Below are 24,985 nucleotides of genomic sequence, written 5' to 3' on the forward strand. Positions count from 1 at the left end.
TTTAAAACCGAAAGGAAACCAAATGTCAAAAGAAAACAAGCCGGAACCGGAGAGCTTTAAGCTCGATCACACCAAGGTGAAGGCGCCGTATGTGCGCTTTATCGATACCGAGACGGGCGAGAAGGGCGACGTGATCTCCAATTATGACCTGCGCCTGGTGCAGCCCAACGAGAACGCCATCCCGACCGGCGGCCTGCACACCATCGAGCACACCATCGCGGTGCTGCTGCGCGAGCGCATTCCGGGCTACATCGACTGTTCCCCGTTCGGCTGCCGCACCGGCTTCCACCTGCTGACTTGGGGCGAGCACAGCACCGAGGACGTGGCGAAGGCGCTCAAGGAATCGCTCGAGTTCATCGCCTACAAGGCGACCTGGGACGACGTGCCGGCCACGGACATCAAGAGCTGCGGCAACTACCGCGACCACAGCCTCTTCACCGCCAAGGAATGGTGCAAGAAGATCTTGGACGAGGGCATCAGCTCCGACCCATACGTCCGCAAGGTGGTCTGATTTCACAAGGTTTGCAGGCTCGTTCAATTGTCTGCAAATGTTCGAATCTTCGAAAACGAGAGGCGTTGGCAATGTATTTGCCGGCGTCTCTTGCGTTTTATGTGATGATATCTGAACAAGTTTTTAGAATCAGGCAAACAAAAGTGCGTCCGCACTCCCAACTGTCGGCAAATGCCGATAGACCCAGGAGTTTGGACACTTTGGGTATTGGGATTTGATTGGGACACGACCCTGCCTGTGTACGATTTCCAATCGTTTACAAAGAAAACTGATTGGAAGACAGATGGTTGTCATGTCCGATGCATATATCAAGTAAATCACTTGTAATTCCAGCGATACCGTGATGCTTGAAATGTTCGCCTTTGTGCAAGCGTGAACGGCGGTTCTCACTGAGCAATAATTTTGCCTTACCGGAAAGCCCCGTGTTAGGCTTTCGTTCGGTATTTATAACAAATGTAAGCGAGGTAGGTAGTTTCATGAGCGGGCAGCAGTCGGGCGAACATATTCGGAAGGCGACGCAGGCGGATTTCGAAGCGATCCAACGCAACTTTGACCGTGCGCGCAAGCTCATGGCGCGCAACGGCAACCCGACGCAATGGGGCACGACCTGGCCACCGGCCGAACTTGTCCAGAAGGACATCGACGGCGGCAACGCGTTTCTCTTGGTGGACAACAAGGGCGAAAACGGCTCGGAACGCATTCTCGCCCAGTTCGCCATGTTCACGGGGCTGGAACCGACCTACGCCGAAATCGAAGGCAAGTGGCTTGACGACGACGATTACGCGACGATGCACCGTCTCGCGGCTTCCGGGCTCAAGCATCACAGCGCCAAGACCTGCCTCGATTGGGCGGTCGAACAATACGGCAATGTGCGCTGCGACACGCATCCCGACAACAAGGCCATGCAGCACGTCTTCGAGGCCGACGGCTTCCAGCGTTGCGGGCTGATCCACGTCATGAACATCACCGACAAGCCCGACGTGCGCGTCGCCTACCAGCGTCACGATCATTGAGGATATGGCCTTGTGGCATCGAAGTGGAAAGTTCTCGGTTATAGCCGAAAGTTCGGAGTAAATAAAGATTCCGCTTGGTTGCGAATCAACGAATGGCGACCGAACGAGGAAGCGGCCAAATCCTCATTCGGTCATTTTCTGAATAAGTGAATGATTGATAAGTCAAAGGTCGTAAGATAAATTGACATTGCATATTCTGGGCGTGTCAATTTGTTCCATGTCACGGTAATTTGCCAATTGTGTAGCACTTTCAGCTTGATGATTGCGTTCGTCACCTGCCCGCGACACAATAATGACTATGACATTGAACGCACTCGATCCATGGCCTTTTTCCTCCACTCTCGGCAAGGCGAATTACGTTGCCGCACTGCGACGTTACCCCGGGCAGGCCATTGTCGATCTTAGGGCGATGCGCGACAATATGCGGCACCTGGTCGAGGTCGTCGGCGGACCTAAGTCCGGTACGGCCGTGATGGGCGTGGTGAAAGCCGATGGTTACGGGCACGGATTGATTCCTTCCGCCTTGGCAGCGCTCGCGGGCGGAGCGACGTGGCTGGGAACCGCACAACCGCGTGAGGCGCTGTTGCTGCGCATGGCCGGCATCGATTCGAGCCGCTGCCATATTCTCACGTGGATGTACAACGGGCGCAATGCCCCGCTGATCGAGCTCATCGCCAGCGACATCGACATTTCCGTGGGCTCGCTTGACGGCATCGACGCCGTGGCCGCCGCCGCGCGCAAACTTGGCATACCCGCGCGTGTGCACGTCAAGGTGGACACCGGCTTTGGCCGCAACGGCTTTACTGCAGAAGGTTTCCAAGCTGCGCTCGACAAACTGGTTCCGCTGGCCAAGGAAGGCGTGCTTGACATCGTAGGGCAGTGGAGCCACTTCTCCGTGGCCGACGCGCCCGACGTTCCGGAATTCGTGGAAGCCACCGACCAGCAGCTTGAAAGCTTCAAGCAGTTCACCGCGCGCATGGAGAAGGCCGGCATCCCGCCACGTATCCGTCACATCGCTAATACCGCGGCCACGCTTTCGCGCCCAGAAACGCGCTTCGAGCTGACCCGTCCGGGTATCGGGCTTTACGGCTACGAGGCCGATCCGGCGATGGGCGTGCCGGCGAACTACGATCTGAAACCCGCCATGACGCTTCAGGCCCAGCTGGCCACGGTAAAAGGCGTGGAGGCGGGACACGGCATTTCCTACGGGCGCACCTACATCACCGACGAAGCCACCAGCACGGCCATTGTGCCGCTGGGGTACGCCGATGGCATCCACCGCTCCGCCTCTGGATTCGATGAAGCAGGGGCCAAACATACACGCAAACCCGGAGGTCCGGTACGTGTGATGACCAATGAGGGGCCAAAGCTGATGCGCGTTTCGGGTCGCGTATGCATGGATCAGTTCATTATCGATCTGCATGGCGACTGCGAGAAACTCGGCGTGCACGAGGGCGATACCGTGGAGCTGTTCGGGCCAGGCCGTGGCGAACAGTACGTGGAGCCGACTGCGGACGATTGGGCTCGTGCCGCCGACACCATCAGCTACGAGATCTTCACCTGCCTGCGTACGCGTATCCCGCGGCTTTATCTGCACGCTGCAGAAGTGCTCGACCCCCAGGATATGAGCAAACTCAGCGCAAAGACGCTGTTGTAGACGAGAAAATGACATTATGCTGGCAACGATTCGCAGCAGCTGACAGTGCGATGGGTTTCGCTACGAGGCCGACAGTGCGATATATGGCTTTATATTGATGATTGGTGGACAATATCAGGCCAGTTGAAAGGAAGCTATGACCAAGACGCATACCGCAGATGGCGAGGAAGTGCTGGCAGAGGAGGGCTATGACGCCTTCGATGAGGAGCGCTGGGCTCCCGAGCCCCCGAAATCGCAGTCCCGTACTGCCTTCCAACGCGACCGCGCGCGTCTCATTCATTCCTCGGCCTTGCGCCGGCTTGGTGCGAAAAGTCAGATTCTTGTAGCCGGTACTGATGATTTTGCCCGTACCCGGCTGACCCATACGCTGGAAGTCGCCCAGATCGGCCGCCAGATCGGCTCGATGCTCGGCTGTGATCCGGACGTGGTCGACTGTGCCTGCTTGGCTCACGACCTTGGCCATCCGCCGTTTGGACACAACGGCGAGCGGGTGCTGGCCGATATCGCCTCTGGCATCGGCGGATTCGAAGGCAATGCGCAAACGCTTCGGTTGCTGACACGGCTTGAACCGAAAGTTTTTTTGCCTGACGGGCGTTCCGCAGGCGTCAACCTCACCCGCGCCTCGCTGGACGCGGCGGTGAAATACCCATGGACGCTTGAGGAGGCCTCGAAGCACCCGAAAGGGGAGCGCAGCCTGAAATTCTGCGTTTATCCCGATGATGTCGACGTGTTCAACTGGCTCAAACAGGGTGCACCGAAAGACGCCAAACCGATGGAATGCCAGGTCATGGACCTTTCCGACGACATCGCCTACAGTGTCCACGACGTGGAGGATGCCATCGCCACTGGTGCTTTTAATCCGTTGGCGCTGGCCGATTCCCGCGTTCTCGACGGCGTGGTGGAGCTCACCCGCGAATGGTATGGACAGCAGTGGGATCCGGACGAGCTGCTCAAGGCATTGCAACGGCTGAAGAAACGGCACATGTTCCCCTCCCATTTCAACGGCTCGCGTCAGGCGTTGGCGCAGTTGAAGAATATCACCAGTTCGCTTATCGGTCGGTTCGCCGGTTCGGTCGAGCAGGCGACCCGCGAACAATATGGGCAGGGCAGGCTGACGCGATACAGCGCCAACGTGGTTATTCCCGACGAAACCAATTACGAAATCGTTGCGCTCAAGGGCATCGCCGTCTATTTTGTCATGGCGCCGCGTGAACGCGAACCGTTACACGAGCAGGAGCAGCAGATCGTCGCCGACCTGGTCGACGTGCTCATGGCCGATTCGCCGCGTCCTTCCGATGCGTTGGAAACGGTGTTCCTTGAGGATTGGAACGAATCCACCAACGATGACGAGCGCCTGCGCGTCGCCATTGACCAGGTGGCCAGCCTGACCGATGGTTCGGCGATGACCCTGCACTCCTTGATTTGCTGAATTCTGGTCTTGTCTGTTTGAAAAGTGGTGCGAAACGGAGGGGTTTATCCGCCTTGCAACGGTTTTGCTGCCTCTGTGTGCATTCGTCTTTCTATCGATATCAAGAAATCTTGATTTTTGACTCTCAGCGTGCGTTTTGATTGTGCCTCATGCACGCCGCGCGGTAAGGTGAACAATTATGGCTGGAATGATTCTCAAATCGGACGTGGAAAAGGTGCGTGCCACGGCGGACCTGTATGACATCGTCTCCTCGACGGTGACGCTCAAGGCCGCAGGCACCGGTACATTCATGGGTCTGTGCCCCTTCCACGACGAAAAAACACCCAGCTTCAGCGTCCGACCTTCGCTAGGGGTGTGGCATTGCTTCGGTTGTGGACTCGGCGGGGATGTCTTTGCCTACGTCGAACACCGTGAGAACATCGACTTTCGCGAGGCTGTGGAACTTCTTGCCGACAAATACCATATCGAGCTTCATTACGAGAAAGGCGACGGGACTGAGGAAGAACATCGTGGCTCCAAGCGTGCCCGACTGTTGGAAGCCAACGAAGAGGCTCAGCGCTTTTTCGTCTCCCAGATCATGACGTCTGAGGCGTTGGCGGCACGAAAGCTTCTGGGCGGACGCAACTTCAGCCAGGCCGATTGCCAGCGCTTCGGCTGCGGCTATGCCCCTCAGGGTTGGGACAATCTTGTCCGTCATCTGGCCAACAAAGGCTTTACCCAGCAGGAGATGCTTGATGCCGGGCTTGCACGGCAGGGGCAGCGCGGCATCTACGACTATTTCCGAGGCCGGGCCACTTGGCCGATTCGTGATTCGACGGGGCGGACGCTCGGCTTTGGTGCCCGCAAGTTGTATGACGATGACGCTATCAACGCCAAATACATCAACACCCCCGACACCCAGCTTTATCGCAAAACGCAGGTGCTTTACGGCATCGACTTGGCCAAATCGAGCATCGTCAAGAAGCGCCAAGCCGTCATCGTCGAAGGCTATACGGATGTGATGGCCTGCCATCTGGCCGGTATCGACACCGCCGTCGCCACCTGCGGCACCGCGTTCGGCGAGGAACACGCCAAGATCATCCGCAGGCTCATTTCCGACGATTCCTTGGGTGCCGTCCAGCTGGTCGGTCCGCTGAAAGTCGAGGGGCAATCCTTGAGCTCACGCATCGTCTTCACGTTCGATGGAGACGCGGCAGGGCAGAAAGCCGCTATCCATGCCTTCGGACTGGATTCGGCGTTTCTTTCCCAGACGTTCGTGGCGGTGGCCGACAACAACCTCGACCCCTGCGACCTGCGTATCCAACAGGGCAACGAGGCGGTGCGTTCGTTGATCGATCACGCCAAACCGCTCTATGATTTCGTCATCGACACTGCCATCAACCGGTTCGACACCTCATATACCACCGGTCAGATGGGTGCGGTCAAGGCCGTGGCGCCTCTGATCGCGCAGATCCGCGATCGTTCGCTGCTCGATATCTATACCCGCAAGGCGACTCGTCGCATCGGTGTGGACCTTGACATCATGCGCCGTGAGGTCAACAACGCGCGACGTCAGCTACACGTACGCGATGATGATGCCTACGCTCCCAAACGTCGGATCGGTGGCTTCGAGAACCATAACCGCAACAATGAGAACACCTATGCCAATCCGGCCGCGCGCAAGGCGCTGCAACACCGTGATGCCGCCGATCAGGCCTATTTCCGCGTCGACGATGCCGTGTTCATTTGCGAGCAGCAGTTCATGGCGGTGCTCATCCAAGTGCCCCGGGCCGTCGATGTGAACGCATTCGCCCGACTGACATTGGCCGACTTCATGACCCCTGTATTCCGCACCCTGTTCCAGGCCATCGCAGCGGCCGGAGGATTGCCGGACGGGAATACCCCGCAAGGCCTTTGGCTTCACAATCTGACCAAGGCCGGCGGCCCGATGCTCGAGCAGGTCATCAACGAGCTGGCCGTCATGCCGCTGCCTTTGCCCAATGGCGATGACCAGAACGGCAACGCCAACGAGGCGAACGGTGCCGGTGCCGCCATTGGGCAGAACGGTGGGGGTGTCAACGGCAATGCTGACGGCATGCCCAATCCCACCGCAGCCCAGTTACGGTCCCCGACTCAGGAAGAGCAACGCTATGCCGCGGAATTGACCGCCAGGTTGTTGGATGTCGGCTATATGCGTCGTATCGGCGCCGCGAAACGCAAGATGGCGCAGCTTCCTGATGGCGAGGAGAAAATCAGGATTTTGGGTCAGATCACCGACATGGAAGCGGACCGGAAAGATCTGCAAGCGCAGGTCTATGGCAACGCCATCGCCTGAAGCGACTATGGGCTCATGAGAAGGTGTCTTGCAAGGAAAGGCATTATAAGCACCATTTCCTCCCGAAACCGTCTATAACGAAGCGGGCACGGCATTTTTTCAAGTTTTTTTGAGAATTTTGGTCGCTTTTTGCTAACCCAAAAGAAGCCAATAAAATCTAGGATTTTTCTCCCAATTTCTTGGCCGATACCTGAAAACGGTCGCTAAAAGCCCGTTTTTCCGTCTCAAACCACTCCAGATTGCCCATACAATAAGAGGGAAGAACACGAATATGCGCACCGATTCAAGTCCAGGATCATTGTGAACGCGCGTCTTCGCGGATATGTGAGTCATGTGATGGATGGGAACATAGGATGGTCGAGATGTTTGCAGGTATCTGGCGACAATGTCGCCTCGTGATCGGACTGCATCAATGAGTCGCGGTCATGATGTCGCGTATTTCCCGACGATGGTTTGGCTGGCGTAACTGATGCGTAAGTGGATTGTCAGGGAACTGAAAAACGACACCATTTTGGTGGTGGCGACGATACTCGCCATCATTTCGTGTTTCATCGTCCCGCCGGACAAACAGTACCTCGGCTATATCCACATGAACACCATTGGCCAGCTGATCTGCCTTATGCTGGTGGTCTGCGGGTTCCAGCGCATCGGCGTCTTCCACTTCATCGGCACCAAACTTCTTGAACATGTGCATACCGAAAGCATGTTGGTCGTTTCACTGGTTTTCCTGGCATTCTTCTCCGCGATTTTCATCACCAATGACGTTTCCCTGGTCACGTTCATCCCGTTCGCGATCTCGGTGCTGGTGATGGCCAAAATGGAGGACAAGGCCGTTCTGGTGGTGACGTTGATGACCATCGGTGCCAATACCGGCAGCATGCTGACCCCCGTCGGCAACGCCCACAACCTTTATCTCAAATCCGTTTCCAAGATGCCGACCTCGGAGTTTTTGGAAGTGATGGGCCCGTTCTCGCTTGCTGCGGCCATCATGCTGCTCATCATCGTTCTGGTTGCATTCCGTCGGCGTAGCAGCCAGGCCGATTTCGCAGGTCTGGGACGCAAAGGTATCGAGCAATCGCTGTTCGCGCCGCAAAGTGAGAAGCAACCCGACGAAGTGCGTGTGCTCGATTACGGGGCCGGGTACGGCGGTTGGCGGGCAGTCGTCTACCTTGTTCTGTTCCTCATCTGCATTTTCACGGTCGGCGGCTCGATTCCGCTGTGGCTGATGTGCCTGCTGGTGTTCGGCGCGTTCCTGGTCTGCGACCGTCGTGCGTTCCTCAAAGTCGACTGGACCCTGCCGCTTACCTTCGTCATGTTCTTCATTTTCATCGGCAACATGCGCCGAGTACCGGAGTTCTCGAACTTTGTGGCCTCGATTGTCAACCAGCATCCGATGGAAGTCGCCGTCGCTTCCAGCCAGCTCATCAGCAACGTGCCTACTTCCATTTTGCTTTCGGGTTTCTGCAACCAGTGGCGTGAGTTGATCATCGGCACCAATCTGGGTGGTTTGGGCACGTTGATCGCGTCGATGGCCTCGCTGATCTCCTACCAGCAGATCGCCCGTAAATACCCAGACAAAAAGGGTCATTACCTGCTGGTCTACACGGTGACCAATGTGCTGTTTTTGGCGGTGTTGCTGGGGTTGGCGTTGATCATCAATTAAGGCGAGAGGCCAATAATACGTTGTAATTCAATTTGTTTATGATCTTTTGATATTTAACTTTTGGTCCGTGTGGTTTTGTCTGATTTGCTTAAAATTTCATCTGTATTGGGCAGCCGAAATAACCATGGCAACACCAAAGGTGACATCAGCAGTTGCATGTAAAACAGCTTGATATGACCACCAATAATTGTTTAGCGTGGTAACGCGTATGTCGTCGTTGCGCCACAGGTGGTGCTTTGCAATTCGCCCTTTTGAGTAAGGCCCTCAAGTACATCCACGATTTGTCCGGAATCAGTGCCCAATTCGGTTTGGATCTGTTTGAGGCTCATCGCTTCTTTCCGCTCTGACAAGAGACGTTTGGTGATTTGCTCAAGCGTGTCGATTTCGAATTGATGTGTTTCTGTGCCGGTTTTCCATTGCTGCAATTGAGATTTGACACTATTGGGCAGTCCGTCCAGTGTTTTCTGGTCGGGGTTGCCAGTAAGCAGCTGCCAGACTTTGCTTCCCGCAAAGACCACGGACGAGAGTGGGGTGACAGCAAGTACTTGGCCTTCGACACGGGCCTCGGTTGGATTGGTGGTGAAAAGGTGCGGTCCGCCCAGCGGGAACGTGTAGCGTTTGGCTTTTCCGGAACCGGCATCGGGATTATCGCTATCGAAACTATCCGTTTTGTTTCCGGATTCTTCCTCGTTTCCGTTAGCGGAATGAGGCTCAGTCCACACCGAATCGAGTACCGGCTTTGGCAGAATCATCGCCACTGAACCCGGGCCAACCCGAAGTTGGGGGCTGGCAAGGCTTTCGGAATACGAGTCAAGGATGCGTTGTACGCCCGTACCGCAGTTTTCGCTCAAATGCAGGGCCTCGAACACGTCGGCAAGCCACGGGTTGCGTGATTCGCTGACACCATTCAAGAGATCATTGACTTCAAAGCCGTCGACCAAACCGCCGGGAGAAACGATTTCAACGCTGGAATCGAAAAGACTAATGAGTATTGGCCCGTTCTTGTCGTAATCGCGGTGCAGAACGGCGTTGACCAGCGATTCACGCAACGCATCTTCCGGCCAAGCGTTTTCGGTATTGTGTTGGTTCAGGAACATCATCGTGGCATCGATTTGGTTCAGAACCGAGCCGGAAACATTCTGACGTTCGGTCAGATTTGCCTTGGTGTCGCCGTCGAACACCGCGCATTTGACAAGATAAGGGCATTGGTCGGAGAGTAGGAGAGCGGTGTTGCCGGCTTGCTTTTCAGCATCGAAAAGATGGAGCCGAACAAGATTCTCGTCAGACCATTCGAGTCCGGCCGATGCAAACGCCGGTTTTGCATATTCGAAGGTCAGGTTCTGATTGGCGCTTAAACGATGATCAAAGGGCATCGCGGATGAAGACGCGTCGGCGGCTTGCCGGGCGTCGTCGTTGTCAGCAGTCTGAGACGTTTCCCTGTCCGAATCCATGGTTCGAGCTTATCGTCACTTTGCGACACAAATATTACATTTTTATTGAAATTCCGCCATAATTCAGCACTTTACGATTTCCACACCAGTCATCTGGTTTTTCCGATTATTTGCCATTTTCGTATCGGCTATCGGTGGTTTTCAGCTCGGTATTTTGGAGCACCTAAGGGAAAACAGTGACTTTCGGCATGGGGCATGGTCTCTTGGAATATGTGACGATAAAAATATGAAAAAAGAAAACATCACAAGATATGCAACGCAGACGTATCCTACACAACAAAAGACGGGAACCAAGGAGATTTTGCGGGCCGAAGGGCTGGTCCGTGACTTTGGGTTCAAGTTGGGGCCGATCGACTTGACGCTTCGCGAAGGCGAGACGGTGGCGGTTATCGGACCTTCGGGATGTGGCAAGTCGTCATTGCTCCGGGCGATGGCCGGAATGGACAAGCCTACACATGGAACAGTGATGTTTGATGGCAAAGTGCTGGCAAAGCTTGGTGAGAAGAAACTGGCCAAACTGCGTGCCTCGCGTTTCGCGTTCATTTTCCAAGACTATATGCTGCTCGAAAACCTGACTGTAGGGGAGAACGTGGCATTGCCCGCTTCGATTCGAGGCGAGCGGATGGGTGACGACGAGATGCTGCGTGCTCTGGCATGCGTCGGTCTCGCCGACAAACCGCCGGATACGCCGGTCACCAGTCTTTCCGGCGGGCAGCAGCAGCGTGTCGCCATCGCCAGGGCGCTCGCGATCGGTGCCGATGTGCTCTTCGCCGATGAGCCGACCGGCAATCTCGACCCGAAGGCGCGCGACGAGGTCATCGAAACCATCCGTGCCTCCATGCGCGCCGGACTCAAAGCCGCTTTGATTGTTACGCACGATCCGGTGGTCGCCTCGTCGGCCGACCGCGTGGTGCTGATGGCCGATGGTCATGTAGTGCGTGAATATGGCGATGGGCTTTCCGCCCCTCAGATTGAGACTTTGTTGCTGGGAGGCCGTCATGAGTAAGCCCGGAACCGAGAGAGTGAGGAGCGTGAGCGAGGAAGGTTCCGAAGTCGGTATGCGTAATACAATTGGTATGAGCGGCGCAGGCAGTACAGGGAATGGACTACGAAACAGCGTCAGGATGAGCGGCGTGCATATCGTCTCTTCGCTTTGGAGAGGCAACAGGCGCTTGCAGCTGCTCAACGGTGCGGCGAACATGGCGGCAATGACGCTGATATTCGTGCTTGCATGGGCTGTGAACTCGGTTCCCAGCGTGGCCGGTGACTTGGGAACGTTTCTTGTCTTCATGGTTGTTGCCGCAGTGCTGATCGACAAGACGACCACCGACCATGCCTTCATTGCCAAGTGGGACGACCTGATGCGCTTGAGGATAATGGGTGCCACTCCGCGTTGGCTCATCGTCGCCATGATCGGCGTGCAGGTGCCCATTGCCTTCGTCTCGGCGCTTGGCGCGTGTATCCTCGGTGTGCCGGGCAACGCATTGTTCTACTTTCTCTTCAGACTCATCGGTACGGATGCGGTTAAGCGCACCGGTTTCGGGTTCCTTAACGCGGTTTGGCAGACCATTCTGATTTCTTTGACGTGTGCGGCGGTCTCCGCTTACCTCTCCGGGAGGAAAGTCGGCAAATCGCGTCTAGCGCTTTCCGCCGTCCCGGAGCGTAGTGCTAAGAGGGGTGCATATACTCGGATTTCCGCTATTATTCGCAGCCTCGTCACGGTGGTCATGTTCGTCGTCGGTATTGGCTGGGGTATCGCGTCTTCACGCTCTAACAGCGATGCGGCGCAGGTAGGCAACGGTGTGATGCCGCTCTTGGTCTGTTGGGGTATCGCCCGGCTGGCCAAACCGATGTTGCGTGGCATCGGCGGTGGCATAAGTAAACGGCTGCATGGCCGTTCGTGGACGGACATCGCCCTGCGCGACGTGACAGCGCTCAAATCCGTGTCGATTTTCAGCATCACCGTTGTGGCTGTGGCTGTTTTCGTGTTCTTTTATGGGTTGCAGACCTTCCAAGACCATGCCGCCAGCTCCTCGTTGCACGCGATTTTCGATGGCACATCGGTGATGGAGACCGGACAGGCAGGAAAAGCCGGCACAAGGAATCTGCGTGAATTGGCAACCAAAGCCGATTCTCGCGCATTGGTGCTGGCGCCGACTACGCAGGTGAGATATCTGTACTCTGATTCTAGTGGCTGCGACAAACAGATGAAAGAGGATTTGGCCGAAGGCTACCCGTCTGGTGAAGGCCTCTCTTCTGTAATCGATAGCGGCTCGCTTTCGGATTTCATACCGGTCGGCGCGAGGCAAGGCGACGTGGATGCCCGCAATGGCGTGGTATCAGCTGGGGAAGGCAAAATCGGTCAGCCTGTCTGTATAGCGGGAGCGGACGGTCACTGGCATCGTAGCAAAATCACTTCTGTCATACGAATGGGTGGCGGGATGACTGGCAATCTTTATGTACCGCGTTCGCTTAATCCATTGGAAAACCATCATGGCCACCGTATGGCGATCATTCACCACGACCGTGTGGGTCAGGCACGTGCGATGGCAGTCGGTAAAGAAGGTCGCTTCTTAAGCGTTTCGGACACCAAGAATGCTATCAACAAGTTGCCGTTTGGCGCGGTGTCCCAGCGTGAGTCCGCGGGTGGCAACCGAGTCGGTGTATATTTCTTCGTCTACCCGATTCTGCTCATCTCCGTGGTAGGTCTGGTTTCCGTGGTCGCCAACGATGCGGAATCGCGCCGCCGTGAGGCCAGGGCTGCATGGATGATTGGCATGAGCGAACGGCAATGGGCTATGACCGGCTGTATTCGTACGGGTATCGAGGTCGGTACGGCAGGGCTGCTCTCGATGGCGACTGTCGCCATTTCCGCCAACCTCACCGAGCAACCTAGGCTTGCCAGCTATTGGCATGCGGCGCGGGTGTATGTGCCATGGCCGCAGCTGGGCATGATGGCGCTCGCGTTGCTGTTTGTCATCGGCTGCGGTGGACTGCTTTACCGTTCGGTTTATCGGGGCATTGTCCGAAACAGCGGTCGATGATTGCCTTCCTGCACCGCCCGCTACCAAACAGGATAATTCTCTAACCGTCGAAAGGCTTTATGTAGCCAATGGCGCTATTCGACGGTCTGTTCTTCGCTCATATAAATATTCCAGGAATTTCGCGTGATGGATGGTTGTGTTCGGGCAAGCGGGGATATCCAGATTGTAGGTTCAATCCAATGTGCCACCGAGCATGGCGGTCAGTTCGGTGCGGTTGCGAACGTTGAGGCTGGCGAAGATGTGGCTGGCGTGGTTCTTCACCGTTCCGGGGGAGAGGAACAGCTTGTCGGCGATTTCCGAATTGGTGTGGCCTTGGGCGATAAGCAGGGCAATCTGCTGGTTTCGCGGTGTCAATTCGGCGAGCAATCCGCGGGTCTCCGGACTCGCTTGAGTGATGTCGGAAACGTCGCTTGTTGCGATATAGGAGTCTTCATCAGCTTCCGTGTCTCTGTCGGTGTGCTTGTCGGGTATGGATTTGTGAGCGGTTACGGTAGAGGAGACATCGGGTTTCTTCGCGGTTCTTTCGCTCACAACTTGTTCGCCGGAGTTGGCTGAGAAAGCAGCATTATCACTCTCTTCATCATCGCGATTGCCTGATTGCGAGATGAGACGCATGACATGTGCGGTGGCGCTGGCGCCGATGATCCGACCTCCTTCGGCCGCGCGATGGATGGCGTCGGCGAGGTCGGCTGTGGAGATGTCCTTGAGCAGATAGCCGACAGCACCGGCTTTCAGGGAATTGATCAGATTATCGTCCTCATCGAACGCGGTGAGCAGAATGCATTTGATGTCAGGATATTTGTCATGCAATCGTGCGATCAGCTCGGGCCCGTCCATCTGCGGCATGCGAGCGTCGATCAGCGCGACATCAATCGAGTTGAGTGTGTTCTCTGGCAGCTGAAGCACCCCCTGGCCGCTTTGTGATTGCGCGGTTACCTCTATGCCGGGCATATAGGTAACGAGTTCGGCAAGTCCTGTGAGGATAAGTTCCTGATCGTCCACGATGAGCAGATGGATGGACTGGCCGGGAGTGGTTGCTTCGGATTCGAGAGCATCGCTCATGACTCGTCCGCTCCTTTTGCGGTTGACGTTGCGTTATTTCCCCTGCTTTTCTTAGAAGCACGGCTTGAGGTATTCGAATTCGATGATTGTGATGGCTCTGTTGGTTCCTTCCCGCTTGGGTTCGGAATGGTCACCGTGATACTGGCCCCACCAAGCGATTGCGATTCCCCTAACTTGAGGTTTCCGCCGATCTGCTCCATGCGCTGGCGCAACGACGCAAGACCGAAGCCGTGATCGATGTCGTCTGCATCGATGCCGGGTCCGTCGTCCTCGACCCGCAACGTCGTCTCGTGGCCGCCGACGGCGATGGTGAGCCGTACCTTGGTGGCGTGGGCGTGGCGCACGGCATTGGTCAGCGTTTCCTGCAAGGCGCGGAACAGCAGCGTTTGCTCGTCGCTTCCCAGCAAACCGACTTCTCCGGTGATATCGGTCTGCATCTCAAGTCCTGCTTGGCCGAACGAGCGTGCCATCGCGTCGATCGACTCATTGGTGAGCGTTTGACCGAACGCCGCCGGATCCAGGGCGCGTGCCATCTGACGGACTTCGGACAAGGCGTCTTCGGCAATCTCATCGGCCCTGGCGATGGGCTTGCTGATGGCTGCCCGTTCTGCTTCGGTCAGGCTGGTGGCGGCAGTCGTGGCATTGGCCGCGGATTCATGAGCATAGTGTATCGCAGTAAGTTGTTGGCCTATGGAATCGTGCATTTCGCTGGCCATTCGTGCCCGTTCGCGCGAAAGAGTCAGCGATTCGATCTGTTGTATATTGTCTTGGAGTTGCTCGTTTGCCCGTTGCAGTTTCTCCGATTGAACGGTGTAGACCATGAAGAGGATGCCGGCGAACAGGATGTAGCTTGATGTGGCGATGAAATCAGGAGTATGCAGGCTTTGCAGATTATTAAGTATCGGCGAAAGTATCCACATGGCAGCTGCGGAAATCGCGATGGCGATGTACCCGAATGTGGCATTGAACAGTATTGATGCTTCGGTTATGACGATATAGGTCAACAGTTGCCCGCCGTGGCGCAGATACGGCGCCGACCAGATGCAGACCACTATCAGAATCAGCGCCGCCGCACGTTGCCAGAACAGTTTTGGCGCTTTGAGCATGGCAACATAGAACAGCAGAATAAGTATCGGCTGCAGAATCATGAGTACGAAGCGGCCCATATACGCCGACTCGGGAAGCAGAAAAACGAATCCCAAAGCAAAAATCGGCGCGGAATATTTTGGAAACCGGCGTTTGGGTGCTTGCAAGTCGATGCTTGTTCCTGATGATTTCGTCATTGAGGTGTCTCTGTCGTATCGTATCGTCCGGTTTCTGCGGCGAGAGGGATTGCTTCCCGTCTCCAGACCAAGTGACCCCGGCGAGATTCGAACTCGCGACCTACAGATTAGAAGTCAGTTGCTCTATCCAACTGAGCTACGGGGCCGAACAACAATCCTTTATTGTATCAGCACTCCTGACGCAAAAATGGCAGGAACGCCGCCATAATCATCTTCGGCGACGTTCCTGCCATTCATCCAGTTACCAATCGGTCATTCGATCGTCGAACGGCCGACCTTAAGAATTTAGTAGACGGAGGCCACTTCGGTGGCGGCGCGCAGCGCGATCGCCACGTCCTTCGGGGTCACCTCGAACGGCATGTTGGACATGGTGTCATCCTTGCTGCAGGCGAGTTCGCCGACCTTCAAGAGGTCCTCGTCGCTCGGGTTCTCGACGCCGATCTCGGCGAGGGTGGTGGGCAGGCCGACCTTGCGGAAGAAGCCGTAGGCCTCGCGCAGGTCCGCTTCGGGGCGGTCCTCAAGCACGAACTGGGTGAGCGTGCCGTAGGCTACCTTTTCGCCGTGCAGGTACTTGTGTGTGCCGGGCAGCACGGTGAGCGCGTCGTGGATGGCGTGCGCTGCGGCGAGGCCGCTGGACTCGAAGCCGAGGCCGCTTAAGAGGGTGTTGGCCTCGATGACGTTCTCGACCGCGGGGCTGCACAGACCCTGACGCACTGCGGCGACGGCCTTGGGACCATCGGCGATGAGCAGGTCGTGGCAGAGCTTGGCCAGCGCGATGGCCGCGTTGGTGGAATGGCCGCCGGTCATGGTGATCGCGTTCGACTGCTTGCATGCCAGCGCCTCGAAATAGGTCGCGTAGGCGTCGCCGAGCCCGGAGATCAGGAAGCGCACCGGTGCCTTCGAAATGATGGTGGTGTCCATGATCACCATGTCAGGGTTCTTGGGCAGGGGCAGGTAGTGGTCGAACTCGCCGCCGTCGGTGTAGACCACGGAAAGGCGCGAGCACGGTGCGTCGGAGGAGGCAGCGGTCGGGGAGATGATTACCGGACGCTTGCCGAAGTGCGCGACGGCCTTCGAGGTGTCGAGCGTCTTGCCGCCGCCGATGCCGATGACGGCGTCGTTTTCGCCGAGGGCTGCAACATGCTTGTTGATCTCGTTGTCGGAGCACTCGCCGCCGAACACCACGAGCTGGTACGGGGTGTTGCTGCTTTCAAAGCTGGAGACGATCTGATTGTGATAGGTCTTCTCGATGAACGGATCGACGATGATGTAGGCGCCTTTGCTGCCAAGGGTGCGGTACTGGTCCGCAAGTTCGATGATGGCGTTGGGTTCTTGGATATAGCTTCCAGGTGAGCACAGAATTTTCTTCAAGGTGTCCTTCTTTGACATTGATGAATATAAAACGTGATGTACATCACATCACTTTCTATTGTATTAAATTAACGTTAGATGTACACCTGTATTACGTGAGCGTTAACAATCTTATATTCGCAACGCTTATGCCAAGTATGTTCGCAGGACAAGCCGTCAGGATACAGTAGAGACAGCGAAAATACCTATTGCTGATGTGTTAATCAGGCCTGAAAAGCGCAAACGACAATCGGCAAGCACAATGATTGGAACGTAAGTGGCAATGAAACTGAACAAACGACAAGTCAAGCAACTCAAGGCACTGGCGAGCAAGATTTCGCCGATGTTGTGGATTGGCAAGAATGGGGTCACGGATGCCGCCGTGAAGCAGGCATCGGAGACGCTCGAATCGCACGAATTGCTCAAGGGCGTGGTGCAGGACGGCTGCCCGATTGACGAGCAGGAAGTCGGGGAGACTCTGGCGGGTCAGATCGGGGCGGAGCTGGTACAGGTCATTGGCCATCGTTTCGTGCTCTATCGGCCTTCGAAGAAGCCCGGCATCACCAAAATCGAACTCGTCCACTGACGAAGACGTTTGACATCGGGAAGCGTCGTCTGAAGAATCATTGGCGTCGGTTTACTGGCATTAGGGTGTGTTCAATTGTATTGGTGCTGGTAAATGGTATCTGAACGAAAACAAAAGTCTGTTTGTCGGCATAAATGCGCGTCCGGCTGTATTGGTGCCGGGGAACGGGATTTAAAGAATAGTCAGAGTCTGGTTGCCGGCATCAGCCCAAGCACAAATATAGTCATCAATAAAATGCCACTGGTGTTTGTCGATGACATTTTGCTGAAATCGTACGTTTTGCAAGGAATTGAACAGACGGGTTTTCTCGTTCCCGCCGCGTAAAGTGGGAGCCGGCTCTGGTTTCCCAACGATACTTCGGAGGTATCATGGCAGCTCACGCACCAAAAGTAGCAGTGATTATGGGTTCGGCAAGCGATTGGGAGACGATGCGTCACGCTTGCGAGACCCTCGACCAGTTCAATGTCTCCTATTCCAAACAAGTCATTTCCGCCCACCGGACTCCCGAATTGATGGCGGATTTCGCGCATAACGCCCGCAGAAACGGCATCAAGGTCATCATCGCCGGAGCTGGGGGAGCCGCGCACCTCCCCGGTATGGTTGCCGCGCAGACCACGTTGCCGGTGATTGGTGTACCGGTGAAATCGCACGCGCTTTCCGGTGTGGATTCTCTGCTTTCCATCGTCCAGATGCCCGGCGGCATTCCCGTGGCGACGACGGCCATCGGCAATTCCGGTGCCCAGAACGCCGGCTTGCTGGCGGTCAGTATTTTAAGTATTACAGACGATTCCTTGGCGCAGGCACTCGCGGACTATCGCGAAGGCCTCAAGAAGAAGGTGGAGGAATCCAATGCCCAGCTTGTCTGAAGAGACCAACGGCAAGATCGAAACGCTGATGCCGGGCGCTACCATCGGCATCATCGGCGGCGGACAGCTTGGACGTATGATGGCGCTTTCCGCGCGCTACCACGGCTTCCGCATCGGCGTGCTCGATCCGACGCCGGATTGCCCGGTCGCGCAGGTCGCCGATTTTCAGGTCACGGCCGATTACGATGACAAAGCCGCCATCCGCGAGTTGGCCGAGCGTAGTGACGTGCTCACCTACGAGTTTGAAAACGTGGATGCCGACGCCATCGACGAGGTGCGTGGCAGCGTCGCCGTTCCGCAGGGAACCGACTTGCTGCGCGTGACGCAAGACCGCGTGTTCGAGAAACAATTCATCAACGACCACGGTACGCAGACCGCGCCGTGGCGTCAGGTTGACAGCCTCGCAGAATTGGATAGGACCATCGAGGAAATCGGCTATCCGGCGGTGCTGAAAACCCGTCGCGGCGGATATGACGGCCATGGCCAGGTCGTTCTGCACGGGCCGGAAGATCTGGCGAAAGTTCATGAACGCGACAAGCGGGGTACTTTCCCGCCGTCCGTCTTGGAAGGTTTCGTCGATTTCGCGTTTGAGGCCTCGATCCTCATTTCCGGCAACGGCAAGGATTTCGTCACGTTCCCCATCGTGCGCAATGAGCATCGCCACAATATCCTGCACCTGACCATTGCGCCGGCGCAGGTCAGCGATGAGATCGCCGAGGAGGCCAAGGCCTTGGCGCTGCGTCTTGCGAAAGGCTTTGAGCTGGCCGGTACGTTGGCCATAGAGCTTTTCATCACCAAAGACGGTCGTGTGGTGGTCAACGAGCTCGCCCCGCGCCCGCACAATTCCGGCCATTACACCATCGAGGCCTGTTCCATCGACCAGTTCGATGCCCACATCCGTGGCATTGCCGGCTGGCCGCTGCCACAGCCGAAGCTTTTGAGCCCGGCCGTGATGGTCAACGTCTTGGGCCAGCACGTCGCTCCGACGCGCAAGCTCATCTCCAAACACCCTGAATGGTACGTCCACGACTATGGCAAGGCGCAAGTGCGTCAGGACCGCAAGATGGGTCATATCACGGTGCTTACCGATGATACGCAACGCACGGTCGACGAACTTGAGGCCACGGGCTGCTGGAACGATCTGCGGCAATAACAGCTGGGATTTGCAGCGTTGCCCGTCATTCGGCGTTTGCTTGGCATGGTGTAAGCCAGAAGTGACGGTTCGGTTGTTGTGGTCTCTGGGAGCCGAACAGGTCTTTTCAAGGCGGGCAAATGCAGGTAAAATGGTTTTGCCTGTGAAAGATGCCGTGAATCCCAATGGCGGCAACCAGGCGATAGGTGTGATTGACGAAAGAGGCTTGCGACGGTGACAACCTACGAGCAACGCGATAAAGAACGTTCCGTGAACAGGATGCTGGGACGTACTGGCAGGCGCGGAAGCCAGCATACCTGGCAGAAGGACGCCGTACTCAGTGCGCTTAGTAATTGCGATGATTTCGTTTCCGCCCAGGATCTTTACCGGATATTGAGCGAGGACGGGCAGGGGATTGGTCTTTCCACGGTCTACCGCCAGCTCAATGCCTTGGCCGATGACGGCAGGGCCGATACCATCCACCTGAACGACCAGCAGATGTTCCGCATCTGCAAGGACGGTGAGCACCATCATCATCTGGTCTGTGAGAACTGCGGCAAGACGGTGGAGATCGAACCGCCGGAAGAGTGGGTGCGCAACATCGCCGAGGAACATGGTTTCAGCGTGATCTCCCATACGCTGGAGGTATTCGGGCTTTGTCCGGAGTGCCAACAGTTGCAAAAGCGTATTGACGGTTCCGGCAAAGTTACAGACGATTGATATTTAGTGCTTTGTAAAACTAAATAATGGTGTGTTATGGTTGGCGATTTAACGGTATCGCAGCACCATCGTTGATTTATGAGTTGTCATAGCTCTAAAAGGCTGGCGGTCATCTTCTTTCAGGAAGATGACCGCCAGCCTTTTAGAGCTCGTTGCTTTTATCCTTGGACGATAAAGCAACCGCTATTGCTATTGCTTATCGGGTTTGTCGGTCTTGCCCGTCGATGTCATTTGTTTGACGATTTCAACGACCTGCTTCGGCTTGAGTTCCGGCACGTAGGCGTTGATGACCGCGAAGGCGATTTGCGCAAGCTTGGCCGAATCCGGGTAGCAAATATAAATCGGGGCCGGGCTGGGCTGAAACTTCTTCTTGAAGAAGAACAGCGACTTGAAAGCATAGGCGGGTTCAAGTATATCGGCTGCGATTTGCAGGGCATGTTCGATGATTTCGGTACCGCTGGGCGAATTCTGCTTCTGCTTGCTTTCGGACTGGGAGGAAGCACTTTTATCCGTCGAATCGTTTCTGGCGTGATCTTCGTTCTTCGATTCTGCTGGCGATGCCGCGCTGGCATCAGAGGAGACTTGTGATTCCTGCTTTTGCGCGTCGGTGTTGTCCGATTCATCAGCTTTTGCGGGTTTGTCCGTCTTAGCCTTTTTCTTTTCGCCTTCTACAGCCTTGTCGGCGGCCGCAGGGGCTTTTTCACCCATACCGGCCAGCGGAGCCGCGGAAAGGCTCATGAACTCGATGGCATTTGCAGGATTCTCCAGACCTTGGTCGCGCAGGCGTTCGGCCATACGGGCGATGAGGAATTCCATGATGCCATTGGGACTGTCAGTACGGTGACGCATGAAATCAAGGGTCCATCCGATGACCCGGCCGTCACGATAAGTCGGCAGCCAGCTGGTGACACCCAGTACCTTGCCTTCGGCGTCCACCGCATACAGCAACGCCACGCGGTCGTCTCGCAGTTCCTCGATGCCGCCGAGTGTGAATTTCATTTCCGGCAGCGCCTTGAGCTGCGACCACTGTTCGGAGATGTCGACGATCTGCTGGTCGATGTTGAAGCCGGCCTGGTCGTACGTGGTGAGCACGTCGGTGATTCCGTCACGCTTGGCCTTGTTGATGGCGGTGCGGATGTCCTGCCATTTCTTGCCGCGTGTCTGCCAGCGGTTCGGATCGAGCACCATTTCGGTGCCGACCTGAATGGAGGACCAGCCCATGGATTCCAGTTCCTCGCGCTGGTCGTCGTGAACCGCGTAGAAGGAAGGCGACCAGCCTTTTGCGTCGCAGAACGAGCTGAATTCGCGCAGGTCATCGATGTATTCATTCGGATCACCGAACGGTCCGGTGACGGTCAGCGCGATGCCGTGCAGCACGCGGTAGGCGATGGCGGAATGGCCGCTGGGGGAGAACCAGTAGTGGTTTCCTTCCCAAGTGGTCATGAAGCTCATGGATTCGCCGCCCAATGTGACCAGCGCTTCGGCCTTGACACGGTCACGTTCGTCGGGGGTCACGTTGTCGCGGAACCACAGGACGAAGACGATGAGCACGGTGAGCCAGAAGATGACCGTCAGACCTTCGCTGACCAATGTCGCCATAAGTGTCTGAGGGACGATCAGGGAAGTGGACTTGCGGCCGCCGAACCCAGTGGGCAGAAGCCTGCGCAGCATGTCCATGATGAGCAGTTTGAAGGTGGGCCTCGGCCTGAAGTCCTGAGGGGCTGCCACGGCAAATCCGATATACACGAAGCTGGTGAGCAGGAGCATGCCGACCATCGCGATGATGCCGTTGCGAACCCGCCACGATTCGGTCGAGACGCTGAAGTGCGGCAGCTCACGGACCATCAGGACAATGAGTACCAAAGGCGGAAGTGCTGTGGTGATGAAGGCCGGCATGAAGTTGTATTTATCGGCCATGCTGGTACTGAGCGGTGTGATGGTCAGCGGGAAGACGACATAGTAGAGCAGTGCGAACACGACTGCCGCGCCATTGAGTACGATACTGACCCAAGCCGCCAACCGACGCCCGTGGTACAGTCCCCACGCCACCAGAGCCAAGGCAGCGATGGGCAGGAGCATATGCAGCCATAAACCGGCAATGGCCAGATGTTGTCTGGTCGCCACCAGACGCAGACAGCTGGTCAAGGAGCTGTTGACGCTGCAGGAAGCCAGGAGCGAAGAATCGCCCCATATGGAAGATGTGAAGAGCCCGAACGTCGTCAAGGGGCCAAGGTGTGAGGTGGAGGTCAGCGCCAGCAGTGGGCCGACGGCGAGTACCAGTTGAGCGAAGGCGAACAGACGCCTGACCTCATAGTCGGAGGTATTGGCCCATCGGATACGGTTTTTGATCGGGCCATGCATCAGAAGGCCGGTAAGTTGGCCGACGATGGCGGCGCCGAGTGTGCAGTAATCGCCGGGGTTGCCGCTGAACAGCAGCAATGTGCCGATGACGGTATAGCCGATGAGAATGATGCGCCGTCGCCAGAGTACGGATTCGTAGGCGCTGTCGGCCATCAATGCGCCGATGATGATGGTCAGGGGCGAAAGCAGGACGGGTAGGCGTTCCATGCTCTGCCAGCTATGCATGGCCATATCGACCAGCACACAGACCAAAAGACCCAAAGTCGAGCCGATGATGGCACTGAACAGTGCCGCGAATGTTGTCTTCAACGCCCCCATTTTGGATTGTGCCACAGAAAGAATGACGACAATCAGCAGGGTGTAGATGATGAGCATCAACGGGCTGCGTACGAATACGGCCGATCGCAGGATTTTTGTCAGCCATGGGATGATGTCTTGGCCATGCAGTGGCTGTTGGAACGGGTCACGTGGTTTTCCGCCGTTGCGCATGCGCCCAAGCAGGATTTCGGTAAGGCTGATGGTGCGACTTGAAGCCGGGCCGTGCAAATGACGCATGGCCGAAAGCACCATGTCGACGATGTTGACCGCGAGAAACACCACGGCAACGACGATGGTGAACAGGTGGGCGCGCATCCATCCCAGGATGTCATGGCCCAACACCATCCAGCTCGACGGATTGTGTTTTTTGGTTTTTTTCGGTGCGGGTCGCGAATTGTCGTGTTTTGGCGTTTGGGGGTTCACGGTCGGACCAGTATTGCCTGAATTGTCGGCATTCCCGGGGTTTTTGGCCTTGCCACCATCGGGTTGCTGGCCTTGTGCAGATGTTTTCGATGCATCCGGTACAGACGGAGTCTCGGCGCTCAGCGTAGAAGGCACAGGTGAATGTGCCGTTGGCTCGGTATTGTGCTCTTCGTGTTGTTGCATCTTTGTGACTTTCGTTCTTCAATCGTAAGGTTTATTGTTTCCTGATGCAACAACGGCGTCTGAAGACTTCGCCTGTATTTATTGCATTAAGGAAACGTTGCTAATCGCTTTCGCGGTTGGTGTTCGCGGTTACCACTTGAAGATTGGGATAAGAGGAGATTTCCCTGCCGGTGTCACCCAGCCCGGTTTCGGTGCCGAACAGGTCGATCTGTGCGGTCATTCCGGCATTCACGGTATGCCAGTCGTGTGCGGTCCCCTTGACGACGACCGTGGTCACTGACATGCCTGCCTTCATGGCCTCCATGGATATGGTTTTTTGGTTCTTCTGGGATTTGGTGTCAAGCTGTCCGGCGGCAGAGAACCAGGTCTGTGTAGAGGGAGCGTGGCTGCGGATGATGGAAATGGGGACGTGCTTGTCGAATTCCTTTTCATCGCCGCCAAAGAAGCGTTTCACCGTGGATTTGTGTGATCCGTCGGTGGGTTCGATTTCGCCTCCGGCGCTATAGATGTGTCCGTAAAGGTTGGGATAGGCGGGGCCAAGCTGGGTGGCGCACGTTCCACCTTGCGAATAGCCGCCGATAAGCCATTTGTCCGGTGTTTTCTCGACAGGCAGAGTCGTCTTGATCCAGTTGGTCACGTCTTTGGTCAAATAGGTTTCGGCATTTCCGAACACCGGTGTGTCCGAGCACAGGGAGTTGTGGGTGATGGTCCCGTTCTGGTCGGGGGAAACGGCGATGGGAGCCAGACCGTAATGTTTTGCCGCATAGTCATCGAGCTTCTGACCCAATTCACCGGCGCTGAAGAAACGGTCCGGAGTGCCCGGCTGTCCGGCCATCACAATCATGACGGGCAGTTTTGGCGGATTCTTGGTCAAAGCGGCCGGAGGAAGATAGACGTTGGCCGTCCTCGCCTTGAAATGCGAGGTGGTTGCAGGAATATCGACCGAACGGACGATGCCACGTTTGGGCATTTCAGGCAGTTTGTTCTCTTGGCCGAGCTTTTTCCATTCGTCCACGGTATTGGGCTGTGTGGCCGAGGCCTTGTGCACGTTCTTCGATTCGAGGGCGGCGAACGCATTGCGGCCGAACAGTGAACCGACGGTGGCATATTCGCCATAGATAATATCTACTCGCAGCGCGAATGTGATCAGCGTCAGAATGGCCGTGATAATGGCCAGCACGCGACGCAGTGTTCCCGAATCGAAGCACATGGCTATCAGTGCCGCGATAAACCCGATGCCGAAAGCGATGTTGAATTCGATGACTCGTCCAAGACTCACGCCGAACACCATGAATACGTCGGAAAGCAGCCAGATGAGGACATAACCGCCGATGGTGCCGATGAATCCCCAACCAAACTGCTTGAGTAGGGGATTGAGCCAGCCATCTTTGGATTTAAGGACGATGACGGCCACAAAACCAATCAGGGTGGCTATTTTCAACGTACTGGGCAGCCATCCCTCAAGCAGCTTGATATTGTAAAACCAATCCATCATTTCCCCTCGCCGAGTAAAGCGCGAATATTATTACGTGATGATTCTAGACTCATGAGCTGGATAGCGTCCATCAGTCCTGAGAATGATTCCGTTTTCGACGCAATTGTGTGCCGTGGATATAATA

18 protein-coding genes and 1 tRNA gene are annotated in these 24,985 nt (G+C 56.2%); 12 read left to right on the forward strand and 7 right to left on the reverse strand.

What is annotated here, in order from left to right; translation table 11 throughout:
- Positions 1-22 precede the first annotated feature (22 nt).
- From PT275_RS01685 to PT275_RS01710, 6 genes are all read left to right on the forward strand, one after another.
- On the forward strand, positions 23-511 hold the full coding sequence (locus PT275_RS01685; protein ID WP_277151754.1) for an S-ribosylhomocysteine lyase: 489 nt from the start codon (positions 23-25) through the stop codon (positions 509-511).
- 476 nt (positions 512-987) lie between these two features.
- Positions 988-1,524 (forward strand): N-acetyltransferase, encoded by a 537-nt coding sequence (locus PT275_RS01690; RefSeq protein ID WP_277151757.1) that lies wholly within the window; start codon positions 988-990, stop codon positions 1,522-1,524.
- A 298-nt stretch (positions 1,525-1,822) separates the two neighbouring features.
- Positions 1,823-3,181 carry an alanine racemase gene (gene alr / locus PT275_RS01695; protein ID WP_277151759.1) on the forward strand — a complete coding sequence of 453 codons (1,359 nt, stop codon included), beginning with the start codon at positions 1,823-1,825 and terminating at the stop codon, positions 3,179-3,181.
- A 136-nt stretch (positions 3,182-3,317) separates the two neighbouring features.
- Entirely contained in the window at positions 3,318-4,610 is a 1,293-nt protein-coding gene (locus tag PT275_RS01700) for a deoxyguanosinetriphosphate triphosphohydrolase (protein WP_277151761.1), read from the forward strand.
- A gap of 178 nt (positions 4,611-4,788) precedes the next feature.
- Complete coding sequence (gene dnaG, locus PT275_RS01705) at positions 4,789-6,924, forward strand: DNA primase (protein ID WP_277151763.1); 2,136 nt, start codon at positions 4,789-4,791, stop codon at positions 6,922-6,924.
- A 469-nt stretch (positions 6,925-7,393) separates the two neighbouring features.
- Positions 7,394-8,587 carry an SLC13 family permease gene (locus PT275_RS01710; RefSeq protein ID WP_277151765.1) on the forward strand — a complete coding sequence of 398 codons (1,194 nt, stop codon included), beginning with the start codon at positions 7,394-7,396 and terminating at the stop codon, positions 8,585-8,587.
- A gap of 191 nt (positions 8,588-8,778) precedes the next feature.
- Here the strand turns inward: PT275_RS01710 and PT275_RS01715 are convergent, their stop codons facing one another.
- Positions 8,779-10,038, reverse strand: a complete 1,260-nt coding sequence (locus PT275_RS01715; protein ID WP_277151767.1) for an ATP-binding protein — start codon at positions 10,036-10,038, stop codon at positions 8,779-8,781.
- A 226-nt stretch (positions 10,039-10,264) separates the two neighbouring features.
- On the opposite strand from PT275_RS01715, the gene PT275_RS01720 reads away from it, so the two are divergent.
- Complete coding sequence (locus tag PT275_RS01720; RefSeq protein WP_277151769.1) at positions 10,265-11,044, forward strand: ABC transporter ATP-binding protein; 780 nt, start codon at positions 10,265-10,267, stop codon at positions 11,042-11,044.
- Positions 11,037-13,082 carry a hypothetical protein gene (locus PT275_RS01725; RefSeq protein WP_277151771.1) on the forward strand — a complete coding sequence of 682 codons (2,046 nt, stop codon included), beginning with the start codon at positions 11,037-11,039 and terminating at the stop codon, positions 13,080-13,082. The genes PT275_RS01720 and PT275_RS01725 overlap by 8 nt, the downstream gene beginning before the upstream one ends.
- Positions 13,083-13,253: 171 nt before the next feature.
- On the opposite strand, the gene PT275_RS01730 is transcribed toward PT275_RS01725, so the two are convergent.
- From PT275_RS01730 to PT275_RS01745, 4 genes are all read right to left on the reverse strand, one after another.
- Entirely contained in the window at positions 13,254-14,144 is an 891-nt protein-coding gene (locus tag PT275_RS01730) for a response regulator transcription factor (protein ID WP_277151773.1), read from the reverse strand.
- Complete coding sequence (locus PT275_RS01735) at positions 14,141-15,346, reverse strand: sensor histidine kinase (protein ID WP_277151775.1); 1,206 nt, start codon at positions 15,344-15,346, stop codon at positions 14,141-14,143. The genes PT275_RS01730 and PT275_RS01735 overlap by 4 nt, the downstream gene beginning before the upstream one ends.
- Before the next feature lie 153 nt (positions 15,347-15,499).
- A tRNA-Arg gene (locus tag PT275_RS01740) sits at positions 15,500-15,573 on the reverse strand.
- Between the two features lie 139 nt (positions 15,574-15,712).
- Positions 15,713-16,816: a glycerol dehydrogenase gene (locus PT275_RS01745; RefSeq protein ID WP_277151777.1), complete on the reverse strand. Its 1,104-nt coding sequence runs from the start codon at positions 16,814-16,816 to the stop codon at positions 15,713-15,715.
- Positions 16,817-17,060: 244 nt separating this feature from the next.
- Here PT275_RS01745 and PT275_RS01750 point away from each other — a divergent pair, with 244 nt between their 5' ends.
- The 4 genes from PT275_RS01750 (at position 17,061) to PT275_RS01765 (ending at position 20,081) form a co-directional block, all read left to right on the forward strand.
- A complete protein-coding gene (locus tag PT275_RS01750; RefSeq protein ID WP_277151779.1) occupies positions 17,061-17,363 on the forward strand; it encodes a YhbY family RNA-binding protein in 303 nt (100 codons plus the stop codon).
- Between the two features lie 368 nt (positions 17,364-17,731).
- On the forward strand, positions 17,732-18,229 hold the full coding sequence (purE, locus tag PT275_RS01755) for a 5-(carboxyamino)imidazole ribonucleotide mutase (protein WP_277151781.1): 498 nt from the start codon (positions 17,732-17,734) through the stop codon (positions 18,227-18,229).
- Positions 18,213-19,382 carry a 5-(carboxyamino)imidazole ribonucleotide synthase gene (purK, locus tag PT275_RS01760; RefSeq protein WP_277151783.1) on the forward strand — a complete coding sequence of 390 codons (1,170 nt, stop codon included), beginning with the start codon at positions 18,213-18,215 and terminating at the stop codon, positions 19,380-19,382. Before purE ends, purK begins: the two co-directional genes overlap by 17 nt.
- 258 nt (positions 19,383-19,640) lie before the next feature.
- Positions 19,641-20,081, forward strand: a complete 441-nt coding sequence (locus tag PT275_RS01765) for a transcriptional repressor (RefSeq protein ID WP_277153617.1) — start codon at positions 19,641-19,643, stop codon at positions 20,079-20,081.
- A gap of 189 nt (positions 20,082-20,270) precedes the next feature.
- On the opposite strand, the gene PT275_RS01770 is transcribed toward PT275_RS01765, so the two are convergent.
- Positions 20,271-23,366 carry a phosphatidylglycerol lysyltransferase domain-containing protein gene (locus PT275_RS01770; RefSeq protein WP_277151786.1) on the reverse strand — a complete coding sequence of 1,032 codons (3,096 nt, stop codon included), beginning with the start codon at positions 23,364-23,366 and terminating at the stop codon, positions 20,271-20,273.
- A 100-nt stretch (positions 23,367-23,466) separates the two neighbouring features.
- Positions 23,467-24,861 (reverse strand): alpha/beta hydrolase-fold protein, encoded by a 1,395-nt coding sequence (locus PT275_RS01775; protein WP_277151788.1) that lies wholly within the window; start codon positions 24,859-24,861, stop codon positions 23,467-23,469.
- Positions 24,862-24,985: the final 124 nt, after the last annotated feature.

The sequence above is a fragment of the Bifidobacterium sp. ESL0745 genome (assembly GCF_029433335.1).
Classification (GTDB): Bacteria; Actinomycetota; Actinomycetes; order Actinomycetales; family Bifidobacteriaceae; genus Bifidobacterium.

What these genes read in the sequence shown, in the direction of transcription:
- alr (WP_277151759.1), top strand. Translation starts at nt 1,823, where the DNA reads ATGACATTGAACGCACTCGATCCATGGCCTTTTTCCTCCACTCTCGGC.
- PT275_RS01700 (WP_277151761.1), top strand. Translation starts at nt 3,318, where the DNA reads ATGACCAAGACGCATACCGCAGATGGCGAGGAAGTGCTGGCAGAGGAG.
- purE (WP_277151781.1), top strand. Translation starts at nt 17,732, where the DNA reads ATGGCAGCTCACGCACCAAAAGTAGCAGTGATTATGGGTTCGGCAAGC.
- PT275_RS01775 (WP_277151788.1), bottom strand. Translation starts at nt 24,861, where the DNA reads ATGATGGATTGGTTTTACAATATCAAGCTGCTTGAGGGATGGCTGCCC.
- PT275_RS01720 (WP_277151769.1), top strand. Translation starts at nt 10,265, where the DNA reads ATGAAAAAAGAAAACATCACAAGATATGCAACGCAGACGTATCCTACA.
- PT275_RS01750 (WP_277151779.1), top strand. Translation starts at nt 17,061, where the DNA reads ATGAAACTGAACAAACGACAAGTCAAGCAACTCAAGGCACTGGCGAGC.
- PT275_RS01710 (WP_277151765.1), top strand. Translation starts at nt 7,394, where the DNA reads ATGCGTAAGTGGATTGTCAGGGAACTGAAAAACGACACCATTTTGGTG.
- PT275_RS01690 (WP_277151757.1), top strand. Translation starts at nt 988, where the DNA reads ATGAGCGGGCAGCAGTCGGGCGAACATATTCGGAAGGCGACGCAGGCG.
- dnaG (WP_277151763.1), top strand. Translation starts at nt 4,789, where the DNA reads ATGGCTGGAATGATTCTCAAATCGGACGTGGAAAAGGTGCGTGCCACG.
- PT275_RS01730 (WP_277151773.1), bottom strand. Translation starts at nt 14,144, where the DNA reads ATGAGCGATGCTCTCGAATCCGAAGCAACCACTCCCGGCCAGTCCATC.
- purK (WP_277151783.1), top strand. Translation starts at nt 18,213, where the DNA reads ATGCCCAGCTTGTCTGAAGAGACCAACGGCAAGATCGAAACGCTGATG.
- PT275_RS01685 (WP_277151754.1), top strand. Translation starts at nt 23, where the DNA reads ATGTCAAAAGAAAACAAGCCGGAACCGGAGAGCTTTAAGCTCGATCAC.
- PT275_RS01745 (WP_277151777.1), bottom strand. Translation starts at nt 16,816, where the DNA reads ATGTCAAAGAAGGACACCTTGAAGAAAATTCTGTGCTCACCTGGAAGC.
- PT275_RS01715 (WP_277151767.1), bottom strand. Translation starts at nt 10,038, where the DNA reads ATGGATTCGGACAGGGAAACGTCTCAGACTGCTGACAACGACGACGCC.
- PT275_RS01725 (WP_277151771.1), top strand. Translation starts at nt 11,037, where the DNA reads ATGAGTAAGCCCGGAACCGAGAGAGTGAGGAGCGTGAGCGAGGAAGGT.
- PT275_RS01765 (WP_277153617.1), top strand. Translation starts at nt 19,641, where the DNA reads ATGCTGGGACGTACTGGCAGGCGCGGAAGCCAGCATACCTGGCAGAAG.
- PT275_RS01770 (WP_277151786.1), bottom strand. Translation starts at nt 23,366, where the DNA reads ATGCAACAACACGAAGAGCACAATACCGAGCCAACGGCACATTCACCT.